This is a genomic window from Arthrobacter sp. ISL-69 (assembly GCF_018613775.1).
Classification (GTDB): Bacteria; Actinomycetota; Actinomycetes; order Actinomycetales; family Micrococcaceae; genus Arthrobacter.
The window spans coordinates 14,650-38,229 of sequence record NZ_JAGGPO010000032.1 but is presented as its reverse complement, the minus strand read 5'-3'; the positions used below and the strand labels follow the sequence as shown (position 1 = coordinate 38,229).

Genomic DNA, 23,580 nt, shown 5'->3' with positions numbered 1-23,580 from the left:
CCGGGCGCCGGCAACGGCACCACGGGTACCGACACCACCACCGCCGACCTCGCCGCCGCTGTGGACGTCAACCTTGGCGCCGGCAACGGCACCACGGGTACCGACACCACCACCGCCGACCTCGCCGCAGTCGTAGACCTCGGACTCGGCACCGGCACCACCGGAACTGATACTGCGGTGGATCTGGGTGTCGACCTCGGTGTGGGCGGCTCAACCGACACGGGCACCGGCACCACAGGCGACCTCGGGATCGACCTCGGCATTGATCTGGGTATCGGCGGCCCCGCCACCGGTGGCACCGTCCCCGGTGGCACCGTGCCCGATAGCACAGTCCCAGGCATCACCGTCCCGGGCGCACCCAATCCGGGTGCTCCTGCTACGGGCAACGTCCCGGGCGGCAACGTCCCGGCCATCAACAACCCCGGCGGCGCGGCTACCGGCACGGGCATGAATCCCGCGGCTGCAACGCCGACCGGCACGAGCTCCAACGCCACGGCAGCGACCAATGCACTGATGCTCGCCAACACGGGAGCCAACATTGAACTGTTGACCGCGGCCCTGCTTCTCCTCGCGGCCGGCATGATCATCATGCTGGTGCTGTACCGGCGGAAGAAGGCCTAACCCGGCTACAGGATGGCGGGCACCGCCCGTGTCTTGTCGGCCTGCTCTAGGAATATCCATAGGAATGGCCCGGGAAGCCCTCAAGACCTCCCGGGCCAGGCCGCTGCCCGTTTGTTTTTCCGGCACAAGGACCAGAACTACGAAGCACCCTTATGAAATCTGGTAGCAATCCCCGTATCATTCTTGGAGTGCGTTCCGACGGAACGCTGAAAAGGATGGGGACATCGTGGAGAGTTCGCCCACTGACACGGCAGAGGTCCTAGGCGGCCGCTACCGTCTCGGCGAGGTCATCGGACGCGGTGGCATGGCATCGGTTTACACGGCCAGGGACGAGAACCTCGGCCGGGATGTTGCACTGAAGCTCTTTGCCCCGCAATCCACGGACGCCGACGAACTCAAGCGGCAAGAGGCGGAGATCGAACTCCTCGCCACGCTGAACCACCCGAGCCTCGTGACTCTGTTCGATGCGGGCATCGATTCCCGTGTGCCGGAGGAGCCGCGCCCGTTCCTCACCATGGAGCTGATTGAGGGGCAGGACCTCCGGACCCGGATCCGGCACAGTCCCGTCCCGCTGGATGAACTGGCGGTGATCGGAGCCGGCGTGGCCGATGCCCTGGCCTACATCCATAACCTGGGCATCATCCATCGTGACATCAAGCCAGCCAATATCCTGCTGGTACAGGTCCGGCCGGGCGAACCCCTGCGTCCCAAACTGACGGATTTCGGCATCGCCCGGATCATCGACGGCACGCGGCTGACCGCAACCGGGACCATGGTGGGGACAGCCGCCTACCTGAGCCCGGAACAGGCGCGGGGCACCGACCTAGGTCCCGCCAGCGACATCTATTCCCTTGGCCTGGTATTGCTCGAATGTATCAAGGGCGCGGTGGAGTATCCGGGCGGCGCCATTGAATCCGCCGTGGCGCGCCTTCACCGCTCCCCGGAAATCCCCGGCAGCGTTCCCGCCGAGTGGGCCAGGCTCATCAGTTCCATGACGGACCTGAACCCGCTGGACCGTCCGTCGGCTGCCGATCTTGAGACCGCCCTTCGGCAGGCCTTGGTCTCACCGGACTCCGCGCCCGGCGCCATGGCTGGGGAGCCCACTCGGGTACTTCCCGCACCCCCGTCGCGTCCGCCCCTTGCTGTCCCGGAAAACATCAGGACAGCGGATTGGGAGACCGGCCCGCGCACCACCGCTCCCATGAAGACCACGGGACGCAGCCCGGTGCGCACCAGCATCGCCCAGCGCCTTCGGACAGTGGGCAGACGGGGCAAACTGGCAGCCGCATTGGCCGTGCTGGCAGCACTGGCAGTCGCCGCCGTGATCATCCTCTCCGTCAATACACCCGAAACACCGGCACCTGTCCAATACCCGGCGGTCACCGGCACCCTGGGTGAACACCTCGACCAGCTACAGAAAAGCGTGGAACCGTGAGTTCATCGTCGATGCCCCGCCACCGGCAGTTGTCACACAAGCCCTGGCGGACAGTCCTGGCTGCGGGTCTGATTTCCGCTGCTCTGGCCGGCTGCGGCACCGCCGCCCCCGACCTCCAAAACGATGCCGCCCAGCAACTCCAGGCCAAGGTCCTGACCGTTTCGGAGGCCGCAGCCGGAAATGATCCGGACGCAGCCCTGAAATCCTTGGACGAGCTCGTCGCGCAGCTTGACGCCTCGGCGGCCGACGGAGGCGTATCCTTCAAACGCCACCAGAGCATTATGAAGGCCATCGAAGCAGTCCGCGCCGACCTGGCAGCGGCGCAGGCTCAAGCCGAAGCCGCCGCAGCCGAAGCTGCAGCCGCAGAAGCAGCTGCCGCGGCCGCCGCCCAGGCCTCGCATGCCGCTCAGCCGCCGGCGCAGGTCCAGGCTCCCGCGCCCGCCCAGGGAAATTCCGGGCCGGGCAAAGGCGAAAAAGGCAAAGGCAAGGACGACTGAAACCGGCGGTCCCGCCGCCGGACTTCAACCGTCCCCGCCTTCATCTGCCAGCGCGGAACCGCGCCCACATTCTGTTGAGAATCAGGACCCGGACGCCGGGAAACGCTCCCATGCCCGGTGCGCCGCCAGCAGTTCCTGAAGCATCGGAACAACGTCTGCCGGCCCGTCACCAAACGCCAGCCCCGGAGCATCCTGCGGAATGCTCGCGGCGTCCACGACGGCGGCACCTGCGCCCCAGCCGCCGATCGCCTTCGCGTGGCGGAAGGTCTCAGAAAGCAAGAGGATCACCCGCGGATCAAGGGTTGCCCCGGGCTCACCGGCCTTGGCATCCAACCCCAGGTCGGCGTCCGGGGCCGGGTCAGCGGACCCGGCGATCAGCACGGCGTCAAACTCCGTGGAGCGAGCGGTGAGGTACGTGCGCTGGACGGGGATCCCGCCGTCGGACTCCGCTCCCAGGAACCCTCCGGACGGTGCGACCACCAACGGCACGATGCCCGCGGAGTCCAGGGCCGTGCGCGCGGCACGCACAGCAGCCAGGTCGCTGGACGCGTCGGCCACAATACCCACCACGCGGCCCTTCACTGGCCAGGTTCCGCCGATCTGGGATAGCGCGGGGCTGGGGTCAGCGTCGGCCACATCGACCGAAGCTGCGGGCGCCGGCATGCCCAGGCCAGCGGCGACGGCAGCGCAAAGTCCGGCGTCGACATTGGCCAGGTTCCGCAGCTGGCGTTCCCGGATGGCTTCCTCCCGACATTTGCCGAGTTCGAAAGTGTAGGCCTGGATCACATGGTCCTGCTCCACCGGGCTCAGGCTCCTGAAGAAGAGCCGCACCTGGCTGAAGTGATCGTCGAACGACGCCGGCGACTTCCGTTCCTTGACGGCCGCCGCCAGCTGCTCGGGAACGTCGATGAACGCACTGAGGTCCGCCCCGGCGAGGAAGGGGCAGCCGCCGTCGAGCGAATTCGGGTGGTACGGTGCCGCTCCCCCATGGACCGCCTGCTGGTGCATTCCGTCCCGGAGCATGTCGTTGACCGGCGCCTGCGGCCGGTTGATCGGGATCTGTCCGAAGTTCGGGCCGCCCAGCCTTGAGATCTGCGTGTCGATGTAGGAGAAGAGCCGCACCTGCAGCAGCGGATCATTGGTGACGTCGATGCCCGGCACAAGGTGGCCGGGGTGGAAGGCAACCTGTTCGGTTTCGGCGAAGTAGTTCACCGGGTTGGCGTTGAGAGTCATCACTCCGATGGGCTGCACCGGGGCGAGCTCTTCAGGCACGAACTTGGTGGGGTCCAGCAGGTCGATTCCCTCGAAGAATTCCTCTTCGGTGTCCGGGAACACCTGCACTCCCAACTCCCATTCCGGGTAGGCTCCGGACTCGATCGCGTCGGCAAGGTCGCGCCGGTGGAAGTCCGGGTCCATACCGTTGATGAGCTGGGCTTCCTCCCAGGCCAGCGAGTGCACGCCCTGCTTGGGCTTCCAGTGGAATTTGACGAGCACCGTTTCACCGGCGGCGTTCACGAAGCGGAAAGTGTGGACGCCGAAGCCTTCCATGGTGCGGTAGGAGCGGGGCAGGGCGCGGTCGGACATGTTCCACATGGTGTGGGCCTGCGCCTCGGTGTGGAGCGAAACGAAATCCCAGAACGTGTCGTGGGCGCTCTGGGCCTGCGGGATCTCGCGGTCCGGGTGCGGTTTGGCGGCATGAATGATGTCCGGGAACTTGATGCCGTCCTGGATGAAGAACACCGGGATGTTGTTGCCCACCAGGTCGAACGTGCCCTCGTCCGTGTAGAACTTGGTCGCGAACCCGCGGGTGTCCCGGACGGTGTCGGCGGAACCGCGGGAGCCCAGAACCGTGGAGAACCGGACGAAGACAGGGGTTTCGACGTCCTTGGCCAGGAACCCCGCACGGGTGATGTTCGCTGCCGACCCATAGGCGCGGAAGGTGCCGTGGGCTCCGGCGCCGCGGGCGTGCACCACGCGCTCCGGGATGCGCTCGTGATCGAAGTGGGTGATCTTTTCGCGCAGGTGGTGGTCCTGGAGCAGCACGGGACCGCGCCGGCCCGCCTTCAGCGAGTGGTCCGTGTCCTGGAGCCTCAGGCCCTGCGCCGTGGTGAGGTAGGCGCCGGACTGCGCGCGGGAGTGGACCGGGGCGCCGCTCGGGGTTCCGGTCGGTGAGACTGCCTCGGGGCCCTGCTGGTCCGGCTTGGGCGGGAGCGGCTCACGTGGTTCGGTCGGCTCGGCGACACTGGGCGGTTCGCTCGAGACGGCACCGGGAATCTGGATGTTGCGGTCTTCTGGCATGGACATTTCTCCTCGGTATCGGCAATCCCCCGCTGCAACCGGCCTCAGGCCGGAAGCTAAGCTTGCTTAGTACTCTAGGGAAGATGTTCCGCAATCACAATGGAACGGCGGAATATTCATCAGTAAGCTTACTATTAAGCGTGAATCCCGCTAGGTTTGATTAAGCGCGCCTACGAAGCCCGCAACGAGATCAGAACCGCGGGCCACCGGCCCGCCAGCTGAAGGAGTGATGTACGCATGGCAACTGTCCAGGAATCAATCAACGTAAACGTCCCGCTGAGCCAGGCCTACAACCAGTGGACCCAGTTCGAGGACTTCCCGCACTTCATGAGCGGCGTGGACTCTGTCCGGCAGCTCGACGACACCACCGTTCACTTCAAAACCAGCATCGCCGGCGTCAAGCGCGAATACGACGCCCGGATCACCGTCCAGCAGCCGGACCAGGGCGTGACGTGGGAAAGCCTGGACGAGCCGCACAACGCCGGAACTGTATGGTTCGAAGCACTCAACCCGACCGAAACCAGGGTGAGCGTTGAACTGGCCTGGGAGCCGGACTCCGCAGTGGAGAAGGTCGGAGCCGCCGTCGGGCTTGATTCGCACCAGGTGGCCTCCGACCTCAAACGGTTCAAGAAGTTCATTGAAGAACGCGAAGTGGAGACCGGCGCCTGGCGGGAACGCGTCAGCGATAGCGAGGTCAGCGGCGGCGCCGCCGGAAGCGGCAGCGGCGCCGGGACCGGCACGAAGGAAATTCCGCTTGCTGCCACCACTGCGGTCCCCCTCGAGGAGGAAGTCGGTTACGATTCCGAGCCCACGGAGCGTCCCGTGAACACGGACCCCGACATGGCAACCGAACCGCCGTTCGGCAAGCACGTTCAGCGCTGAGGCCGCGGCGCAGCCCACGCCTAGCGGCGCCGCGTTGGCGCCGACGAGCACCACGGCGCAGCCCACGAAAAACGCCCCGCCTCCCGTGATGGGAGGCGGGGCGTTTCGCGCTCTGCGGGTCCGGCTACTTGGCCAGTCCTGACAGCACTTCCGTGAATGTCGCGGACGGACGCATCACCGCGGCAACCTTGGCCACGTCCGGGCGGTAGTACCCGCCGATGTCCACCGGGGAGCCCTGGACTGCGAGCAGCTCGGCAATGATGGTGTCCTCGTTCGAGGTCAGGGCTTCGGAGACAGCTGCGAAGTCGGCGGCCAGTTCGGCGTCGTCGGTCTGCTGGGCCAGTTCCTGGGCCCAGTACTTGGCGAGGTAGAAGTGGCTTCCGCGGTTGTCCAGCTCCCCCACCTTGCGGCGCGGGGACTTGTTCTCGAGCAGGAACGTGCCGGTGGCGCGGTCCAGGGTGTCGGCGAGGACCTGGGCACGCTTGTTGCCCGTGGTGGTGGCGAGGTGCTCGAAGCTGACCGCGAGGGCCAGGAATTCACCCAGACTGTCCCAGCGCAGGTGGTTTTCGTTCAGCAGCTGCTGGACGTGCTTCGGGGCGGACCCGCCTGCACCGGTTTCGAAGAGGCCGCCGCCGTTGATCAGCGGGACCACGGAGAGCATCTTGGCGCTGGTGCCCAGTTCCAGGATGGGGAAAAGGTCCGTCAGGTAATCGCGGAGCACGTTGCCGGTCACCGAGATGGTGTCCTCGCCCTTGCGGATGCGCTCCAGCGTGAACGCGGTGGCCTTCACCGGGGACATGATTTCGATCTGGAGGCCCTCGGTGTCGTATTCCTTGAGGTATTCCTCGACCTTGGCAATCAAGTTGGCGTCGTGGGCGCGCTCCTCGTCCAGCCAGAACACGGCGGGGGTTTCGGAGGCGCGGGCGCGGGTGACAGCCAGCTTGACCCAGTCACGGATCGGCACGTCCTTGGCCTGGCAGGCGCGCCAGATGTCGCCCGGGGCCACCTGGTGTTCAATCAGGACGGCACCCTTGCTGTCCACAAGCTGCACCGTACCGGCAGACTGGATCTCGAAGGTCTTGTCGTGGCTGCCGTATTCCTCGGCGGCCTGCGCCATGAGGCCCACATTCGGGACGGTGCCCATGGTGGTGGGGTCGAAGGCGCCGTTGGCGCGGCAGTCGTCGATGACAACCTGGTAGATGCCGGCGTAGCTGCTGTCCGGGAGGACGGCGAGCGTGTCGGCTTCCTTGCCGTCCGCGCCCCACATGTGGCCGGAGGAGCGGATCATGGCAGGCATCGAGGCGTCAACGATGACGTCGCTGGGAACGTGCAGGTTGGTGATGCCCTTGTCGGAGTCCACCATCGCCAGTGCGGGGCCCTCTTCCAGGCCCTTCTTGATGGCAGCCTTGACGCCTTCGCGGACATCTTCGGGAAGCTCTTCGAGGCCGCCCAGGATGGACGCCAGGCCGTTGTTCGGGCTCAGGCCGGCCGCGGCGAGCTGTACGCCGTACGTGTCGAACAGTTCGGTGAAGTAAGCCTTGACCACGTGGCCGAAGATGATGGGGTCGGAGACCTTCATCATGGTGGCCTTCAGGTGTGCGGAGAAGAGCACGCCTTCTTCCTTGGCACGGGCAACCTGGGCTGCCAGGAATTCATCCAGGGCGGCGGCGCGCATCACGGTGCCGTCAACCACTTCGCCGGCCAGGACGGGGAAGCCGCGCTTGAGGACCTTGACGGTGCCGTCTTCCTTGACCAGCTGGATCTTGATCGTGTCGTCAGCTTCGATGACCACGGACTTCTCGTTGGAGCGGAAGTCTTCGGCACCCATGGTGGCCACGTTGGTCTTCGACTCCGGGCTCCACGCACCCATGGAGTGCGGGTTCTGGCGGGCGTAGTTCTTCACGGACAGCGGCGCGCGGCGGTCCGAGTTGCCTTCGCGCAGAACCGGGTTGACGGCCGAGCCCTTGATCTTGTCATAGCGGGAGCGGACGTCCGTCTCGGTGTCGGAGGACGGGTTGTCCGGGTAGTCCGGAAGGTCGTAGCCCTTGGCCTGGAGTTCGGCGATGGCCGCCTTCAGCTGCGGAATGGACGCGCTGATGTTGGGGAGCTTGATGATGTTGGCTTCCGGCTTCTTCGCCAGGTCGCCAAGTTCGGCCAGGGCATCGCTGATCCGCTGCTCTTCGGTGAGGTAGTCACCGAACACGGAGATGATGCGGCCAGAGAGGGAGATGTCGCGCGTCTCCACTTCCACACCGGCAGTCGACGCGTAGGCTTCGACGATCGGCAAGAACGAATAGGTGGCCAGCATGGGCGCTTCGTCAGTGTGGGTATAGATAATCTTGGCCATTGCTTGGGCGTCTCCTGAAGGTATATACATCTGGAACTCTCGCGTTATTTCAACATGCTTAACTTACCCGAGTAGGGCGGGTCGACGCCCATCGGGACCCGTAGAGGGCCGTAGCATGACCCCGCCAGCTGCTGTGAGGGGACTGGAGAGAACGCCGTAAAATCCGCAATACAAGAGTTGTGTATCTCTTTACAAATTTGTCACGGCTGGGTAGGTTCATCTCCACTAGCGGCGGCCACCATCTGAGGCCGCCGCATCACGACTGGTTAGGACAACCATGACGAAATCGAAGACTCTGGCTACCAGCCTCTTGAGCCTCACCGCCGCGGCACTGCTTGCGGTCTGCGCAGCCGGCGGGGCAACTGCCTCACCCGCATCAACCCAGGACGGCGGGCAGGTCGCCAGCCAGCCGGTGGACAGCGCGAATGTCGCCAGCTACTGGACAGCCGACCGCATGCGCGCGGCGGTTCCCGGCGATGTGTTGGCCAGCAAGGCCCTCCAGCGCGGCAACGCTTCGTCCGCCGCTGCGGTGGAAAAGGGCTCAAGCACCAGGATTGCCGGCAAGGCGGGCAAGGGCAAGACGCCGCTGCACGCCGACGAGAATCCGGTGTCCCACATTGGCAAAGTCTTCTTCACCATGGCAGGCGGCAACTACGTCTGCTCCGGCAACTCATTGGTTTCCAACAACAAGAACACCGTGTCCACCGCCGGTCACTGCCTCAACGAGGGACCGGGCGCTTTTGCCACCAACTTCATCTTCGTCCCCGCGTACCTGGACGGTGCCGCACCGTACGGCAAGTGGGCCGCCAAGGGCCTGTACACCCCCACCCAGTGGAGCTCGGCCGGGGACATGCAGTACGACACGGGCTTCGCCGTGGTGTCCCAGCTCAACGGCCAGAACCTGGCCGACGTCGTGGGCGCATCGGGCGTCCAGTTCAACGCTGCCCGCGGCCTGGCCTACAAGTCCTACGGTTACCCCGCCGCCGCCCCGTTCGACGGCGCATCCCTGGTGAGCTGCACCGGGCCGGCAAGCAATGATCCGTACAGCCCGCAGTTCCAGACCCAGGGCATCCCGTGCGACATGACCGGCGGTTCCTCGGGCGGTCCGTGGTTCATCGGCACCGGCTCCAGCGGCTACCAGAACTCCGTCAACAGCTACGGCTACGGCAGCCGGTCCGAGGTTATGTACGGACCGTACTGGGGCTCAGTCATCCAGCAGGCGTACTCGAGTGCATCGTCAGCGAACTGACAACCCGGCGCCTGCTGACCAGGGCGTGAGCCACAGCAGCACCAGCCAGACCCAGGAGGAGATCCTCGCCTACTGGACGCCGGAACGAATGGCCGAAGCGAAGCCCCGGGAGGTCCGGCTCGCAGAGCCGGCGGCAAGCCCCGACGGTGACGCGGAAGCCGCAGAGAACTAACTGAATGAACGACGACGGCGACCGTCCCCTTTTCGGGGGCGGTCGCCGTCGTCGTGGCTCTGGGGATTAGTGGAAGAAGTGGCGGGCGCCCGTGAAGTACATGGTGATGCCGGCAGCGTTGGCCGCGGCGATGACCTCGTCGTCGCGGACGGAACCGCCGGGCTGGACCACGGCGCGGACGCCGGCGTCGATCAGGATCTGCAGTCCGTCAGCGAACGGGAAGAACGCATCGGAGGCTGCCACGGCACCGCGGGCGCGCTGCGGGGCTGTGCTGGCGTCCGCGTTCGAAGCACCGCCGGCACCCTCGACGTCGGACTCCACCTTCACGCCCAGCGTGTTGGCGCGTTCCACGGCCAGCTTGCAGGAATCGAGCCGGTTGACCTGGCCCATGCCGATACCGACGGCGGCACCGTGATCGGCCAGCAGGATGGCGTTGGACTTGGCGGCGCGGCAGGCGGTCCAGGCGAACGCGAGGTCGGCCAGCGTGGCGACGTCAGCGGCTTCGCCGGCGGCGAGGGTCCAGTTGGCGGGGGTGTCGCCGTCGGCGTCCACCTTGTCGGAAATCTGGACGAGCACGCCGCCCGAGACCTGGCGGATTTCAGCCGGGTAGCGGCCGTATCCCTCCGGCAGGGACAGGAGGCGGATGTTCTTCTTCTTGGAAAGGATCTCCACGGCTTCCGGCTCGAAACCGGGCGCGATGACCACTTCGGTGAAGATGCCGGCCACGGTGCTGGCCATGCCGGCGGTGACCGTGCGGTTGGCCGCAATGACGCCGCCGAACGCGGAGACAGGATCGCAGGCGTGCGCCTTGGCGTGGGCGTCGGCGATCGGGTCGGCGGCATCAGCGGAGCCGACGGCCACGCCGCAGGGGTTGGCGTGCTTGATGATGGCCACGGCGGGCTCGGCGAAGTCGAACGCGGCGCGGAGGGCAGCGTCGGCGTCAACGAAGTTGTTGTAGCTCATCGCCTTGCCGTGGATCTGGTCGGCCTGGGCGATGCCTGCAGGAGCGGCCTTGTCGACGTACAGTGCTGCCTGCTGGTGCGGGTTTTCGCCGTAGCGGAGGACCTCGGAGCGCTCCAGCGCGAGGCCGGCGTAGGCGGGCCAGTCGATCACGCCGTCGCCGTCCTCATCGAGGAACTGGCTGGCGGTCCAGGTGGCCACGGCGTTGTCGTAGCTGGCGGTGTGTGCGAAGGCCTTGGCAGCCAGGCGCTGGCGGGTCTTCAGGTCGAAGCCGCCTTCAGCGGCGGCGCGGACAACGTTGCCGTAGAACGTGGGATCCACCACAATGGCGACGGCGGCGTGGTTCTTCGCGGCGGAGCGCACCATGGCGGGGCCTCCGATGTCGATCTGCTCCACGACCTCGTCCTGGGCCGCTCCGGACTTCACGGTCTCGACGAACGGGTACAGGTTCACGACGACGAGGTCGAATGCCTCGATCTCCATGCCGGCCAGCGTTTCCATGTGGGCCGGGACGCGGCGGTCGGCCAGGATGCCGCCGTGCACGCGCGGGTGCAGGGTCTTGACGCGGCCGTCCAGCATCTCCGGCGAACCGGTGACTTCCTCGACTTCCTGCACCGGGATGCCTGCGGCGGCGATCTTCTTGGCGGTGGAGCCGGTGGAAACGATCTTGACGCCTGCTTCGTGCAGGCCCTTCGCGAGCTCCTCCAGACCGGTCTTGTCGTAGACCGAGATCAGGGCTCGGCGGATGGGAACACGGTCTAGCTGCGTAAAGCTCACAAAGGTCTCCGTCTTTTGACACGGTGGGTGCCGCGGTTGGTGGGGATGTGGCCAGTTTATCGTGTCCCGCGGGCTGCCCTCCCTGCGCGCCCGACTGTGAAGGCTCCGCCAGGACCCCGGTGGCCTGCGCACGGACCCTGCCGTGCAACGTAGAGTTTTCTCAGGAGGCCGAGATGAATACTTACACCACTGTGCCCAGCGGCGAACAGGTGGTCCAGGAACTGCCGTGGCGATGGAAAGTCCAGGGGCGGATCTTCCTGATCGGCGGCCTGGGCTTTATGTTCGATGCGTGGGACGTGACGCTCAACGGGATCCTCATTCCGCTTCTGTCTAAGCACTGGGCGCTTGCCCCCGGCGATGCCGCGTGGATCGGCACGGCGAACCTCATCGGCATGGCCCTCGGCGCGTTCGCGTGGGGCACCATCGCGGACACCATCGGGCGCAAGAAGGCCTTCACGGCCACCCTGCTGATCTTTTCCCTGTTCACGGTCCTGGGCGCCTTCTCCCCCGATTTCATCTGGTTCTGCGTGTTCCGCTTCATGGCCGGATTCGGCCTGGGCGGGTGCATCCCGGTGGACTATGCCCTGGTGGGTGAGTTCACACCCCGGAAGCAGCGCGGAAGAGTGCTCACGGCAATGGACGGCTGGTGGCCCGTGGGCGCCGCGCTGTGCGGCTTTGTCTCCGCCTGGCTGGTTGCAGCTTTCGCGGACTGGCGGCTGACCATGCTGGTGATGGTGCTGCCGGCGCTGCTGGTGTTCTGGGTGCGGCGCAGCGTGCCTGAGTCGCCGCTGTTCCTCATCCGCAAGGGCCGCCGTGACGAGGCCGCCAACGTCATTGACGATCTGGTCAAAGCCACGGGCGCCGAGCCCCGCGCCTACAGCCTCCCGGACGCGCAGGATGCGCCGCGGCTCTCCGCCGGCAGCGCCTGGCTCCAGCTGGCCCGCGTCTGGCGGTTCAACTGGAAGATCACCGCGGCTGCCTGGTCCTTATTCTTCAGCATCCTGCTGGTCTATTACCTGTCTTTGACGTGGATGCCGCGGATTCTGATCGGCGCCGGCTTCGAGGACTACAAGGCGTTCCTCACCACGGCATCCATGGCCGCCGTCGGGCTCCTGGGCGTAGTGGTGGCAGCGGTGCTTGTGGAGCGGGTGGGCCGGAAGTGGATCCTGGCGATCACCGGGCCGCTGTCCGCGCTGACGCTGGTGATCGTGGCGTTCGTGGTGGACATCCCGTCCGCGGCCGTGTTCTGGCTGCTGGTGTTCGGGTTCATCGTGCAGGTGGCCATTCCGGTGCTGTACACCTATGTCTCCGAGCTGTATCCCACGGACCTGCGCGGTACGGGCTTCGGCTGGGCGTCCACGTTCTCCCGGCTTGGCGCAGGATTCGGACCGCTGATATTCGCCTCGGTCCTGTGGCCGCAACTGGGGCTGGCGACGTCCTTCACACTTGCCGGCGGACTGCTCCTCCTGTCGGTGCTATGGATGGCGTTCTTCTCCCCCGAGACGAAGCAGCGCACGCTGACGTAAGCGCTTCCCTCCCCAACTAGGTAGCAGCAGGTGTCGTTTTGAGCCCTCAGAACGACACCTGCTGCTACCTACTTGGGTAACCATCCGCGGCTGAGGAGCGCCGAGCGAACCTTCGCTACCGCAGCGCGTGCGTCGTTCTCCATATGGCGCTTGGAGATCCGGACAAGGGTCCACCCTGCCCCGGCGAAGTCCTCTTCGCGGGCGATGTCCCGTACGATCTGTGCTGTCTCGGAGTGGCCCCCGCCTTCGTACTCCACCGCCACTTTGTGTTCCGGATAGCTCAGATCCGGTTGACGCACGACGCCGGTATTCAGCTCTGTGGGCACGTTCAGTTTGGGTTCGGGCAGACCGGCGTTTTCCAGTGCCAGCCGAAGACGGGTCTCCGGTGCCGAATCGGCTCGTACCCGGGCCTGTTCCAGGGCAAGGCGGGCCTTCCGGATGCCGGGGGTTCCTTTGTGCCGGTCCAGCATGTCCTCGAGTTGTTCACGCGTGGCGTGTGGCTCAGCCCGCCCCTCGAAATCCGGTCTGGGAATCCTCAGCAGGTGGTCCGCGACCACGGTCAGTTCGTCAACGCTCATCTTCCGCGAGCAATCCAGCCAGGTCCGCGTCCGAGAGGTAACGAGCAGCCCGTCGAGAGCGATAATTTCGTCCCCGAAGAACTGGCCGCGGTGGCCCCGCACGCCGATTCGCCTGGGGATGGCCATCGTGTCCGGACGGGAAATGTGAATGATCGGATCGTCAGCGCCCGGCAGGAACCCCGGAAACGACCAAAGTGTGAACGCCGTGGCGTGGGACGCGGCCGAGAATTCCGTGACTAAGGTAACGGGCCGGACCTGCCGCAGCAGTTCGGTGCCGTCGCTTTGCCAGGGCTGCCTGATGCCCCGGCTTGGCATGGTCAGCGAGCGGTGCCGCAAGCGGCGGCGGGTCACACCGGCGTCGACGGCTTCTTGATACGTGAACGCTGCGGAACTCAGAGGTTCCGGCAGCGGCTGCGGGGTCTTCATGGCCCCATGGTGGCAAAGATTGTGCGACGGCGCGGAAGTTATCCACAGACCCAATCCATGCAACCCAACTAGGTAGCAGCAGGTGTCGTTTTGAGCCGCCAAAACGACACCTGCTGCTACCTAGTTGGGCGGGAAGGGGCGGGCGGGAAGGGGACGCCTATGCGGCGGCGAGCTGCGCCAGGGTCGAGACCAGGAGCCTGCGCTCCACCACCTTGATACGTTCGTGCAGGGTGTCCTCGGTGTCGTCGTCGCGGATGGCAACGGCTTCCTGGGCGATGATGGGGCCGGTGTCCACGCCGGCGTCGGCCCAGTGCACCGTGCAGCCGGTGACCTTCACGCCGTAGGTCATGGCATCGCGGACGCCGTGCGCGCCGGGGAAGGCCGGCAGCAGGGCGGGGTGGGTGTTGAGGTATTTGCCGTCGAACGCGTCGATGAACTTCGGGCTGACGATCCGCATGAAGCCGGAGGACACCACCACATCCGGCTCATACGCGGCCACGGCTTCCGTCAGCGCCGAGTTCCAGTCCGAGCGGTCGGCGTAGGCCTTGAAATCCACCACGAATGTCGGGATTCCGGCGGCCGCCGAGCGCTCAACCCCGTAGGTCCCCGGCCGGTCAGCGCCGACGGCGGCGATCTCGATGTCCAGCTCGCCCGCCTTGACGGCGTCAATGACAGCCTGGAGGTTGGAGCCGGTACCGGACACGAGGACTACGATGCGCATGGCTCTAGCTTATGGGGCCGCTCGCGTAGGCTGGAAAACATGAACCCCCCGAAGGACCCCGCAAGTACCCAGCAGGCCCGGCAACCCCTCAGCGATGCTGCGAAGGCGTCACTGCTGAAGACGCACAACCTGTTCCGCATATTCATCGTCACCGTCCTGGGCTCCTTCTTCGTCTACCAGGTTGACGTCAACTACCTGTGGCTGACGGCCATCCTCACGGCCGCAAGCATCGTGCTCGGCATCGTGGTGCTGGTCCGCGCCATCAAGCTCAAGGAATCCAAGCTGGTGCTGTTCGGGACCATTTCGGGGCTGGTGGTCTCTGCAGTGATGGTGCTGCTGCTCCTGGCCTCGGCGGTGTTCTTCAACCAGGTCCGGGACTTCCAGCAGTGCTCCCGCAGTGCGCTCACCCAGCAGGCCATGACCCAGTGCCAGACGCAGCTGGAGAAGTCACTCCCCACCCAGCTCCGCTGAGCCGCCGGCAGATCCGTCGGCTAAACATCCGACGGTAGCGCCCGACGGCGGGACCTCCTACGGCTGCGACGCTTCCAGGTCCGCTTCGCGCAGCTTCTGCTGGCGTTCCAGCCAGGGTCCCGCCGCGTAACCGATGACGACGCCGATCCCCACCTCCGCGGCCAGCCACAGCGAGGTGCTCAGCGGGTCCGGGCCGATGTCCGTGAGGCGGCCCAGCCCGGCCGATCCACGCGCCACCCAGGCCATGCCGCCGGCCATCAGTCCCGCCGCCGCGCCGATGATCGCACCGAGGGCCAGGGTTGAGGCCGATGCCGTGAACCAGCGGGCCCGGACCTTGATGGACAGCCATTCGTCGAAGTGGTTTTCGCCTTCGCGCAGGAACCACCAGCCGGCCAGCGCGCCGGCGAGGACCGGTACCACCAGCGCCACGAAGCCGTAGTCCAGCGGTCCGGCGGGCAGCGCGGCGAACACCGGGATGGACGGCAGCGGGCCAACCGCTGTTCCGAGCGGGCCCGCCTGCGAGCCGACGCCCAGGGCGAAGCCGGACCCGGACGTCCAGGCGAGCGCAAAGACGGCCAGGTTGGGGAGGAAGCCGAGCTGCGCGATGGTGAGCACGGCACCGCCCATGGCACCGGCGTCGAGCCCTTCGTAGACCGCGATCACAAGGTCCCAGTGGATGAACAGGTCCACGGCAAGCAGCGCCGCGGACATGGTGAACGCGGCCATCAGCGCCACGAATCCGGCCTTGATCGAGGACCCAAGGTAGGACCCGGCCCAGCGGGAATGCTGGCTGGTCCGGGCGATCCAGTTCGCTGCGTCGACGCCGATGAGCCGGCTCCAGGACCCAGCTTCGCGCCGGGCGCCCACCACCATGCCCAGGCCGAACGGAATCAGCGGCACGAGGCCGGCGAACCACAGGAAGATGGCGACGTCGTCCGTGCGGCACACGAAACCCGTGGCCATGCCGAACCCGCCGTACACCAGCCACGAACCCAGCAGCGCCTGCCACAGCTGGTCCGTATAGGAAGCCCGGGCCAGGCGCCGGCCGGCGCGCCACGCGAGCAGGAACGGGATGAGGGTGAGGCCCAGCGGGATCAGCGAAAGCGTGCCCGACTCGGTCTGTGCCGCAGCCTCCCCCGCCACCATCGTCAGGTGCAGCGGCACGCCGTGGATCAGGAGCCAGGCCTGCCCGCCAAGCCGCGCCAGGGCATCGAAGTTATTGTTCTGGAATCCGGCCGTGGCCCACACGGCCACGATGGGTGCCAGCACCACCAGCGCGGAGATGACCGCCGCCTGCGCCGATTCAAGCGCTCCCTGCAGCCACAAGGGCATGGGAATGCCACGGTCTCCGGTCTGATCAGCGCGCAGTTTCATCGTGTTCCATGGTGTCACGGGAGGCGCCCGTGGCCCGCCCACGACAGGCTCAAACGGCGGAGTTACCAGAGCTCGTAGTTGTCCTTGCTGATCATGAAGCCGTGCCCGGTCCGAAGATGTGCGCAGGTCATGGCGCCCGGCGCCCGTTCGCACACCATATTGCCCAGCCGCACCGTCTGGCCGTCCTGGATCCACGGCCCCGGGAATGCCGGCCCGGCCACTTCCTCCGCCTCCATGGGGGACGTTCCGTTGCCGCACAGCCCGTACTGGGCGCCGCCGTCGAGCGTCACCACCGCATAACCGCCGTAGTACTCGCTGAGGCCGGTGCACTGGCCCCTGATATCACCGGGCCGGGGTGCGACGTCAGTGAGCAGGTGGCAGGCGGCGCCGTCCGCGTCGATGGAGCACTGCATGTCCTTGCTGGCCGACTGGACCACAACGGGCAGCGGCGCCGCCCACGGCTGCGCGTTCACCTTGGGCAGGAGCTGCTCGGCCCTGTTCAGCGGACGGGCATTGGCCTTGGGAGCAGCCGGCGCCGGCGCCCCTTGGGAGGCGGCCCCGCCCGACGGCGGCTCCCCCGCCGCTGCTCCGTCCTCCAACGTTTGCTCGCTCATTCTCAACGCACCGACAGCGGGGGCGTTGCCGGCAGGGACGGCCACGCTGCAGCCGGCGGCGGACAGCAGCACGACGGCGGCCACAAGGGTTCGGAGAATCACGGTTACAGGGCGCATGGTCCTGCCAGTTCAGCAGAACAGGGCGGTTCTGTCGCTGGGCCGAAGTCCCCATGCCCCAAGCGCTTTTTTCATTACTCAGCCGTAAAATTGGTATGTCCGCAAACAGTGGTTGGAGGCAGAAAAATGACTACCGCATCCCCACATGCACATGGCGTTCACTTTGGTCGCACGGATGTCCAGAACGTTGGCATGGGTGTAGGTATTGTCCTGATGTTGGTGGGTGTCCTGGGGTTCATCCCGGGCATTACCCAGCAGTACAGCGAACTGAGGTTCCTTGGACCTGATTCGCACGCCATGTTCCTTAGCCTGTTCCAGGTATCCATGCTGCTGAACATTGTGCAGCTGGTCATCGGTGCAACGGGCTGGGCGATGTCCCGCAATGGAATGGGCGCCCGGAACTTCCTGATGGGCTTTGGTGCGCTGTACATCGTCCTCAGCATTTTCGGGCTCAGTGTCGGAGTGGGATCGGCAGCCAATTTCCTGTCGCTGAACACTATGGATAACTGGACCCACATGGTGCTGGGCGTGCTGATGATTGGCGCCGGCTGGATCCTCTCGAGGCATCTGGCCGAGGACCGCAGGTAGCCCGGATCGCGTAAGCCGGGACATAAGGAGCCGCTAATGAGGAACGATTCATAGCAATCTGAAATGTTTTAACCACCGGTTGGTGCAGTTGCCCTGCGTAGACGCAGGCGGCTGCACCAGCTTTTTGCTTTAAGGGGAGCATTGTGGGGCGGAGCGGCCGACGGCGGGTGGTCGGGGGCGGACCTGGAGCTCTCGGGCGCCCGGAATCTTCATTCCTGTGAAGATTTTCACTTTAATCAATGGAAAACATTGACTCGCTAAAAATCTTCACTATAGTTATGTGAGTCAGGTCACCCAATGGAGGAATCCCAATGACCACCGAGACTATGAACGGTGCACCGGCCGCCACAAGCGCGCTGCTTGCCACTGTCGGCAACAAAGTCCGCGCCATGCGCAAGGAAAAAGGCATGACGCTGGCCAAGCTCTCGGAGATCACCGGCCTCAGCCAGGCGATCGTCAGCCAGATCGAACGCGGCATGGCCAATCCTTCCTTCACCACCCTGGCGCAACTGGCCCACGGCCTGGACATTCCGGTGGGGAAATTCTTCATCGGACAGGAAGCCTCCAAGTCCCCCGTGGTCCGCAAATCCGAACGGCGCAACCTCAAGGGCGTCACCCGCGAATCCGTCGGCGAAGCAGTGCACGAGCTGCTCACCCCCGGCCTCAACGGCGGCATCGAAGCCCAGTGGATCATGACGCCGCCCGGACACGACACAAGCTCGAACCCCTTCAGCCACAGCGGCGAGGAGTTCTGCTACATCGTCTCAGGCCGGAAGGACGTCTACCTTGACGGCGTCTGCCACAGCCTGAGCGAGGGCGATTCGATCACATATTCATCGGAAATCCCTCACTGGTACAAAAACAGCTACGAAGAGGTATGCGTAGCGATCTGGGTTAACGCACCGCACGCGTGGTAAATCCGCCGACCCCAACCGGCCGTTACCGTCTTACACCCACTGTCCGGGCCTGAACCGTGCCCGCCGACAGTCCTTGCATCCTTCGCATCTTCCGTCCTGCCCCCAAGACATCGATGCGTCATACCCTCCCACGCCCTTTGTGGCGTAAGCGTAAGGACACTTCCATGCTCGACACACAAACGACAGACCCCCGAGGGACAGACAAAGTAGTCGCGTCCCCCACCCGCTCATCCGAAAAATTCTCCCCCGAGGTCCGCAAAGGCCTGCTGGGACTGGGCCTGGGCAACGCCCTCGAGTGGTACGACTGGATGGTCTTCGGCCTCCTCTCGGCCTTCATCGGCCCCAACTTCTTCCCCAACACCGATCCGCTCTCCGCCACGCTGAACGCCCTGGCCGTGTTCGCCGTCGGCTTCGCTTTCCGTCCGCTGGGCGGCATCCTGCTGGGCACCCTGGCGGACCGCGTCGGCCGCCGCCGCGTGATGCTGCTGTCCATCATGCTGATGGCCGGCACCACGCTGATCATCGCCGTCACGCCGAGCTACCAGCAGATCGGCGCCTGGGCCGGCATCATCCTCCTGGTCTGCCGCGTCCTGCAGGGCATCTCCACGGGCATCGAAGCACCGCTCTCCACCTCCCACGCCGTTGAGCTGGTGCCGGAAGGCCGCGAAGGCTACGTGGCCGGCATCATGTCCTTCTACGTCAACATCGGCATCCTGCTGGCCTCACTGGTCAGCTTCCTCTGCAGCCTCACCCTCGGCGGGGCCGTGATGGCCGACTGGGGCTGGAGGGTGCCGTTCATCATCGGCGCCCTCTTCGGCTTCGTGGTGCTCTACCTCCGCCGATCCCTGCCGGAAACCCTGAAGCCCGAGGAAATGGCCACCAACACCCCCGGCGCCGTCTGGACCGGAGTCCGCAAGCACTGGCTCTCCGTCCTGGCCATCATCTTCGTGGTGGGCGCCGCCCAGGCCTACAACTACGCCTGGAACGTCGGCCTTCCCAGCGCAGCACGCAGCGGGTTCAAGGAAGATCCCACTGCTGTCTTCGCCCTGACCACCGTTCTCGGCCTCATCCTGGTGGCGGGCAGCTGGATCATCGGCAAGCTGGCCGACGGCCGGTCCATGTCCCGCTGGTTCCTGATCACCCGCATCCTGGCCATCCCGTCCGTGTTCCTCATGCTCATGTACGTCCAGCCCGGCATCGGCGGCTTCGCAGCAGTCCTCCTCGGCGGTTCCCTGGTCCTGGTCCTGAACATGACCCTCTACAACGTGGTCAGCTCGTCCCTGATGCCCAAGAACTGCCGCGGCGCCGGAGTGGCCCTCGGCTACGGCATCGGCGTGGCCCTCTTCGGCGGAACCGCCTCCTACCTGCTGGTGTGGCTCCAGTCCATGAACCTGAGCTGGGTCTTCCCGGTCTACGTGGCCGTCCTGTCCATCCTCAGCATCGTCTTCTACCTCGCCGCCCGCCGCACCAACGGCCTCTTCGTCGGAAACTAAGGATCCCTCCCATGAACTCCCCCACAACATTCAGCTCGCTGGAACTCGCCACCACGACGGCGGACCTCACCGCCCCCGTCATCTCCCGCTCCAACGTCCTCGTGGTGGGTGGTGGCCCCGCAGGCGTGGCCGCCGCCGTCACCGCGGCCCGCTCCGGCGCCAAGGTGACCCTGCTGGAACGCTACTCATCGCTCGGCGGCCTGGCCTCCGGCGGCATGGTCCTGGTGCTGGACGACATGATCAACGGCCAGGAAATCACCGTCACGGGCATTGTGTCCGAATACGTGGAGCGCCTGCAGAAACTGGGCCTCGCCGTCGTCCCGCCGGCCGATGACCGCAAGACCTCCGAGGAACTCTGGAACAAGTGGGGCCGCTACGGCACCTTCGACTTCCACTCCCATACCAACCCCAAACCCATCTGCTACGCCGCGGCATTCGATCCGGACGGCTGGAAGCGCGTCTCCAACGACCTGGTCCGCGAGGCCGGCGTGGACCTGCGCCTGCACTCCTGGTTCTCCCGCCCCATCGTGGACAACGGCGTGATCAAGGGCGTCATCTGCGAGACCAAGCTGGGCCCGCAGGCCTTCATGGCGGACATCGTCATCGACACCACCGGCGATATCGACGTCGCCTCCCGGGCCGGCGCCGGCTACGCCAAGGACAACTACCTCACCACGCTGGTCTTCCGCTTGGGGAACGTAAACACGGATGCAGCCGAGGCGTTCGAGCAGGCCAACCCGAAGGAAGCCCGCGCCATCAACCGCAAGATCAAGCGCCTCCTCGGCGGCGCCTGGGAACTGTGGTGGCTCAAGACCCCCATTGACGGCGTGGTCTGGTGCAACGCCCCGCACATGACCGGCTTCGACGGCGTGGACCCGGCCGACATGACCGCCGCCGAATTCGCCGCCCGCGACCGGATCTCCGAGGCCGTGGACTACGTCCGCGCTAACCTGCCCGGCTTCGAAAACTGCTACATGCTGGACGTGGCCTCCCAGATGGGCGTCCGCCAGACCCGCCTGCTGCAGGGCGAATACGTCATGACCAAGGACGACGTCACGCAGCGCCGGCACTTCGCCGACACCGTGGCCCGCGGCCGCGACTACTACTACCCGTACCGCTCGCTGCTGCCCAAGGAAGTGGACCAGCTCCTGGTGGCCGGTCGGCACTACTCCGCCACCCCCGAGGCGCAGAAGATGTCCCGCGAGATCCCGCCCTGCATGGCCATGGGCCAGGCCGTCGGCGTCGCCGCTGCCCTCGCCGTCGAGAACGGCGTCCTGGTCCGCGACGTGTCCGCACTGGACATCCAGCAGGGCATGCGCCGGCACGGCGCCGACCCGGGCGACGTCCCGTCGTCGAACGCCACCGTGGACACCGACGCGGCGGTGGCAGTATGAGCGCCGCAACCGCTGAGCTGACGGTCACTGAAGAGGAACGCACGACGGCGGCGCCCGCCGCCGCTGCTGCCCGGACGGCCGCTGAGGCGGCAACCACCCCGCTCCTCGCTGGCACCCCGCTCCCGCTCGATGGAATCAAGATCGTGGACTTCACCCAGGTGTTCATGGGCCCGTCGTGCACCCAGCTCCTGGGCGACTACGGCGCGGACATCATCAAGGTGGAGCGCCCCGGTGCCGGCGACATCTCGCGCAACTCGTTCCCGGACAAGGACGGCCAGGACAACCCGATCTTCCTGTCCATCAACCGCAACAAGCGCAGCGTCTCCATCGACACCCGCACCGAGGAAGGCCGGAACGTCCTGCACGCCATCATGGCCGACGCGGACGTGGTGGTCAGCAACTTCCGCTCCGGCGTGATGGAGCGGATGGGCTTCGGCTACGAGGAACTCAAGGCCGAAAACCCCGGCATCATCTGGGCCTCCGGCACGGGCTTCGGCCCCGTGGGCCCGTACTCGCACAAGGGGGGCCAGGACGCGATCGCGCAGGCCTATTCGGGTGTGATGTGGCGGCGGGAATCGGACGACCAGAAGCCGTCCATCTACCCCACCACGCTGTGCGACTACATCACCGGCATGCACCTGATGCAGGGCATCCTGCTGGCGCTACGCACCCGGGAAACCTCCGGCGTCGGCCAGAAGGTGGAGGTGACCATGTACGACTCCATGCTGCACCTGCAGATGCAGGAGGCGTGCATGCAGCTCAACCGCGGCTACGAGGTCAACTGGGGCGCCATGCCCCTGAGCGGCGTCTTCGAAACCACCGACGGCGCCGTGTGCATGGTGGGCGGTTTCACCCCGGACCCGCTCGCCCGCATCTCCGAAGCCCTCGGCCTTGAGGAGGATCTCACGCTCCGACCCGAGTTCGCCAACCTGGAGCAGCAGTTCCAGCACAAGCCGGCGCTGCAGGCGATCTTCCGCGAGCGCATCGCCACCAACACCACCGAGTACTGGACCGGCAAGCTGGAGGACCAGGGGCTGCTCAACGCCCCGGTCCACACCCTGGAGCAGGCCCTGGCCGACGCCCAGACCGAGGCCAATGGGATGATCGTCGAGGCCGAACACCCCGGCGTGGGCACCGTGCGCATGCTCAACGCGCCCATCCGGCTCTCCGCCACCCCGCCCACCGTCCGGCGCGTGGCGCCGCGGCTGGGCGAGCACAATGTGGAGGTCCTGCTGGAGAACGGCTTCGATGCGGAGACCATCGAGCGCCTGCAGCAGCTGGGTGTCCTGCGGTGACAGCAGTTGTGGAACAGACAGTGGACCAGGTTACCCTGACCATCGAAAACCACGTGGCCACGGTGGTGATCGACCGGCAGCACGTGCTCAACGCCGTGGACGGCACCGCCCAGGCCCGGCTCAACGAAATCTGGGAACAGCTGGAGCAGGACCCCGACGTCCGCGCCGTCGTCATCACCGGCGCCGGCACCCGCGCCTTCTGCGTAGGGGCGGACATGTCCGCCGCCGCCGTAGACAAGACCGGCTTGGAGTACTGGGCCGGCCTGGACCCCAACGGGTTCGGCGGGCTGAGCCTGCGCACCAGCCTCGACATCCCGGTCATCGCGCGGGTCAACGGCTATGCACTGGGCGGCGGCATGGAGATCGTGCTCGGCGCGGACATCGTGGTGGCGTCGGAGAACGCGAAATTCGGGCTGACGGAACCGCGGGTGGGGCGTTTGGCACTCGACGGCGGCATCCACCAGCTGGTGCGGCGCATCCCCCACACCCAGGCGATGGGCATGCTGCTCACCGGCCGGAAGGCTGACGCCGCCGAAATGCAGTCCATGGGCCTCGTCAACGAGGTGGTCCCCGCCGACGGGCTCGACGCCGCGGTGCAGCGCTGGGTGGACCAGATCCTGGCCTGCGCCCCCACCTCCGTTCGGGCTGTCAAGCAGATGGTCACGCAGACGGGCCATCTGACCGCCAAAGAGGCCCGCGGGCTCCGGCTGCCGGCCCTCATGGCGGCACTGGACAGCGAGGACTCCGCAGAGGGCGTACACGCCTTCCAGGAAAAGCGGCCGCCGGTCTGGCCAGGCCGCTGATGCCCACCAACTTCGAGGAGGATTC

General features: G+C 66.1%; 20 protein-coding genes and 1 pseudogene. 14 read left to right on the top strand and 7 right to left on the bottom strand.

Annotation, left to right across the window (positions count from 1 at the left end):
• From J7I79_RS20225 to J7I79_RS20215, 3 genes and pseudogenes are all read left to right on the top strand, one after another.
• A pseudogene (locus tag J7I79_RS20225) lies at window positions 1-621 on the top strand (hypothetical protein); the annotation flags it as partial.
• 226 nt (window positions 622-847) lie between these two features.
• Window positions 848-2,056 (top strand): serine/threonine-protein kinase, encoded by a 1,209-nt coding sequence (locus tag J7I79_RS20220; RefSeq protein ID WP_214956334.1) that lies wholly within the window; start codon window positions 848-850, stop codon window positions 2,054-2,056.
• The gene (locus J7I79_RS20215; protein WP_311380621.1) at window positions 2,053-2,553 is read left to right on the top strand and encodes a mucin-associated surface protein; all 501 of its coding nucleotides are present in this window, start codon (window positions 2,053-2,055) and stop codon (window positions 2,551-2,553) included. The genes J7I79_RS20220 and J7I79_RS20215 overlap by 4 nt, the downstream gene beginning before the upstream one ends.
• An 81-nt stretch (window positions 2,554-2,634) precedes the next feature.
• Here J7I79_RS20215 and J7I79_RS20210 read toward each other — a convergent pair whose 3' ends face one another.
• Window positions 2,635-4,851 (bottom strand): catalase, encoded by a 2,217-nt coding sequence (locus tag J7I79_RS20210; protein WP_214956345.1) that lies wholly within the window; start codon window positions 4,849-4,851, stop codon window positions 2,635-2,637.
• A gap of 237 nt (window positions 4,852-5,088) precedes the next feature.
• Between J7I79_RS20210 and J7I79_RS20205 the strand changes: the two genes are divergently transcribed.
• Window positions 5,089-5,733: an SRPBCC family protein gene (locus tag J7I79_RS20205; protein WP_214956332.1), complete on the top strand. Its 645-nt coding sequence runs from the start codon at window positions 5,089-5,091 to the stop codon at window positions 5,731-5,733.
• 124 nt (window positions 5,734-5,857) lie between these two features.
• Here the strand turns inward: J7I79_RS20205 and J7I79_RS20200 are convergent, their stop codons facing one another.
• Complete coding sequence (locus J7I79_RS20200; RefSeq protein WP_214956330.1) at window positions 5,858-8,080, bottom strand: NADP-dependent isocitrate dehydrogenase; 2,223 nt, start codon at window positions 8,078-8,080, stop codon at window positions 5,858-5,860.
• A gap of 277 nt (window positions 8,081-8,357) precedes the next feature.
• Here J7I79_RS20200 and J7I79_RS20195 point away from each other — a divergent pair, with 277 nt between their 5' ends.
• Entirely contained in the window at window positions 8,358-9,329 is a 972-nt protein-coding gene (locus tag J7I79_RS20195) for a serine protease (RefSeq protein ID WP_214956328.1), read from the top strand.
• A gap of 25 nt (window positions 9,330-9,354) precedes the next feature.
• Entirely contained in the window at window positions 9,355-9,501 is a 147-nt protein-coding gene (locus J7I79_RS20190) for a hypothetical protein (RefSeq protein ID WP_251043072.1), read from the top strand.
• A 66-nt stretch (window positions 9,502-9,567) separates the two neighbouring features.
• Here J7I79_RS20190 and purH read toward each other — a convergent pair whose 3' ends face one another.
• Entirely contained in the window at window positions 9,568-11,238 is a 1,671-nt protein-coding gene (purH, locus tag J7I79_RS20185) for a bifunctional phosphoribosylaminoimidazolecarboxamide formyltransferase/IMP cyclohydrolase (protein WP_214956324.1), read from the bottom strand.
• A gap of 173 nt (window positions 11,239-11,411) precedes the next feature.
• Between purH and J7I79_RS20180 the strand changes: the two genes are divergently transcribed.
• Window positions 11,412-12,764, top strand: a complete 1,353-nt coding sequence (locus J7I79_RS20180) for an MFS transporter (protein WP_214956323.1) — start codon at window positions 11,412-11,414, stop codon at window positions 12,762-12,764.
• Window positions 12,765-12,832: 68 nt separating this feature from the next.
• On the opposite strand, the gene J7I79_RS20175 is transcribed toward J7I79_RS20180, so the two are convergent.
• Both J7I79_RS20175 and purN read right to left on the bottom strand, forming a co-directional pair.
• Window positions 12,833-13,768 carry an endonuclease domain-containing protein gene (locus J7I79_RS20175; protein WP_214956321.1) on the bottom strand — a complete coding sequence of 312 codons (936 nt, stop codon included), beginning with the start codon at window positions 13,766-13,768 and terminating at the stop codon, window positions 12,833-12,835.
• A gap of 157 nt (window positions 13,769-13,925) precedes the next feature.
• Complete coding sequence (purN, locus tag J7I79_RS20170; protein WP_214956319.1) at window positions 13,926-14,489, bottom strand: phosphoribosylglycinamide formyltransferase; 564 nt, start codon at window positions 14,487-14,489, stop codon at window positions 13,926-13,928.
• A gap of 39 nt (window positions 14,490-14,528) precedes the next feature.
• On the opposite strand from purN, the gene J7I79_RS20165 reads away from it, so the two are divergent.
• Window positions 14,529-14,960 (top strand): hypothetical protein, encoded by a 432-nt coding sequence (locus J7I79_RS20165; RefSeq protein ID WP_214956317.1) that lies wholly within the window; start codon window positions 14,529-14,531, stop codon window positions 14,958-14,960.
• 57 nt (window positions 14,961-15,017) lie between these two features.
• Here J7I79_RS20165 and J7I79_RS20160 read toward each other — a convergent pair whose 3' ends face one another.
• Both J7I79_RS20160 and J7I79_RS20155 read right to left on the bottom strand, forming a co-directional pair.
• Window positions 15,018-16,334 carry a DUF6350 family protein gene (locus J7I79_RS20160; protein WP_214956315.1) on the bottom strand — a complete coding sequence of 439 codons (1,317 nt, stop codon included), beginning with the start codon at window positions 16,332-16,334 and terminating at the stop codon, window positions 15,018-15,020.
• Between the two features lie 62 nt (window positions 16,335-16,396).
• Complete coding sequence (locus J7I79_RS20155) at window positions 16,397-17,050, bottom strand: hypothetical protein (protein ID WP_214956313.1); 654 nt, start codon at window positions 17,048-17,050, stop codon at window positions 16,397-16,399.
• A 141-nt stretch (window positions 17,051-17,191) separates the two neighbouring features.
• On the opposite strand from J7I79_RS20155, the gene J7I79_RS20150 reads away from it, so the two are divergent.
• The 6 genes from J7I79_RS20150 (at window position 17,192) to J7I79_RS20125 (ending at window position 23,555) form a co-directional block, all read left to right on the top strand.
• Window positions 17,192-17,653, top strand: a complete 462-nt coding sequence (locus J7I79_RS20150; RefSeq protein WP_214956311.1) for a DUF4383 domain-containing protein — start codon at window positions 17,192-17,194, stop codon at window positions 17,651-17,653.
• Window positions 17,654-17,964: 311 nt separating this feature from the next.
• Window positions 17,965-18,570 carry a helix-turn-helix domain-containing protein gene (locus tag J7I79_RS20145; RefSeq protein ID WP_214956309.1) on the top strand — a complete coding sequence of 202 codons (606 nt, stop codon included), beginning with the start codon at window positions 17,965-17,967 and terminating at the stop codon, window positions 18,568-18,570.
• Between the two features lie 164 nt (window positions 18,571-18,734).
• Window positions 18,735-20,063 carry an MFS transporter gene (locus tag J7I79_RS20140; RefSeq protein ID WP_214956307.1) on the top strand — a complete coding sequence of 443 codons (1,329 nt, stop codon included), beginning with the start codon at window positions 18,735-18,737 and terminating at the stop codon, window positions 20,061-20,063.
• Window positions 20,064-20,074: 11 nt separating this feature from the next.
• Complete coding sequence (locus J7I79_RS20135; RefSeq protein ID WP_214956305.1) at window positions 20,075-21,457, top strand: FAD-dependent oxidoreductase; 1,383 nt, start codon at window positions 20,075-20,077, stop codon at window positions 21,455-21,457.
• A complete protein-coding gene (locus tag J7I79_RS20130; RefSeq protein ID WP_214956303.1) occupies window positions 21,454-22,752 on the top strand; it encodes a CaiB/BaiF CoA-transferase family protein in 1,299 nt (432 codons plus the stop codon). The genes J7I79_RS20135 and J7I79_RS20130 overlap by 4 nt, the downstream gene beginning before the upstream one ends.
• Window positions 22,749-23,555: an enoyl-CoA hydratase-related protein gene (locus tag J7I79_RS20125; protein ID WP_214956301.1), complete on the top strand. Its 807-nt coding sequence runs from the start codon at window positions 22,749-22,751 to the stop codon at window positions 23,553-23,555. Before J7I79_RS20130 ends, J7I79_RS20125 begins: the two co-directional genes overlap by 4 nt.
• The last annotated feature ends 25 nt before the right edge of the window (window positions 23,556-23,580 follow it).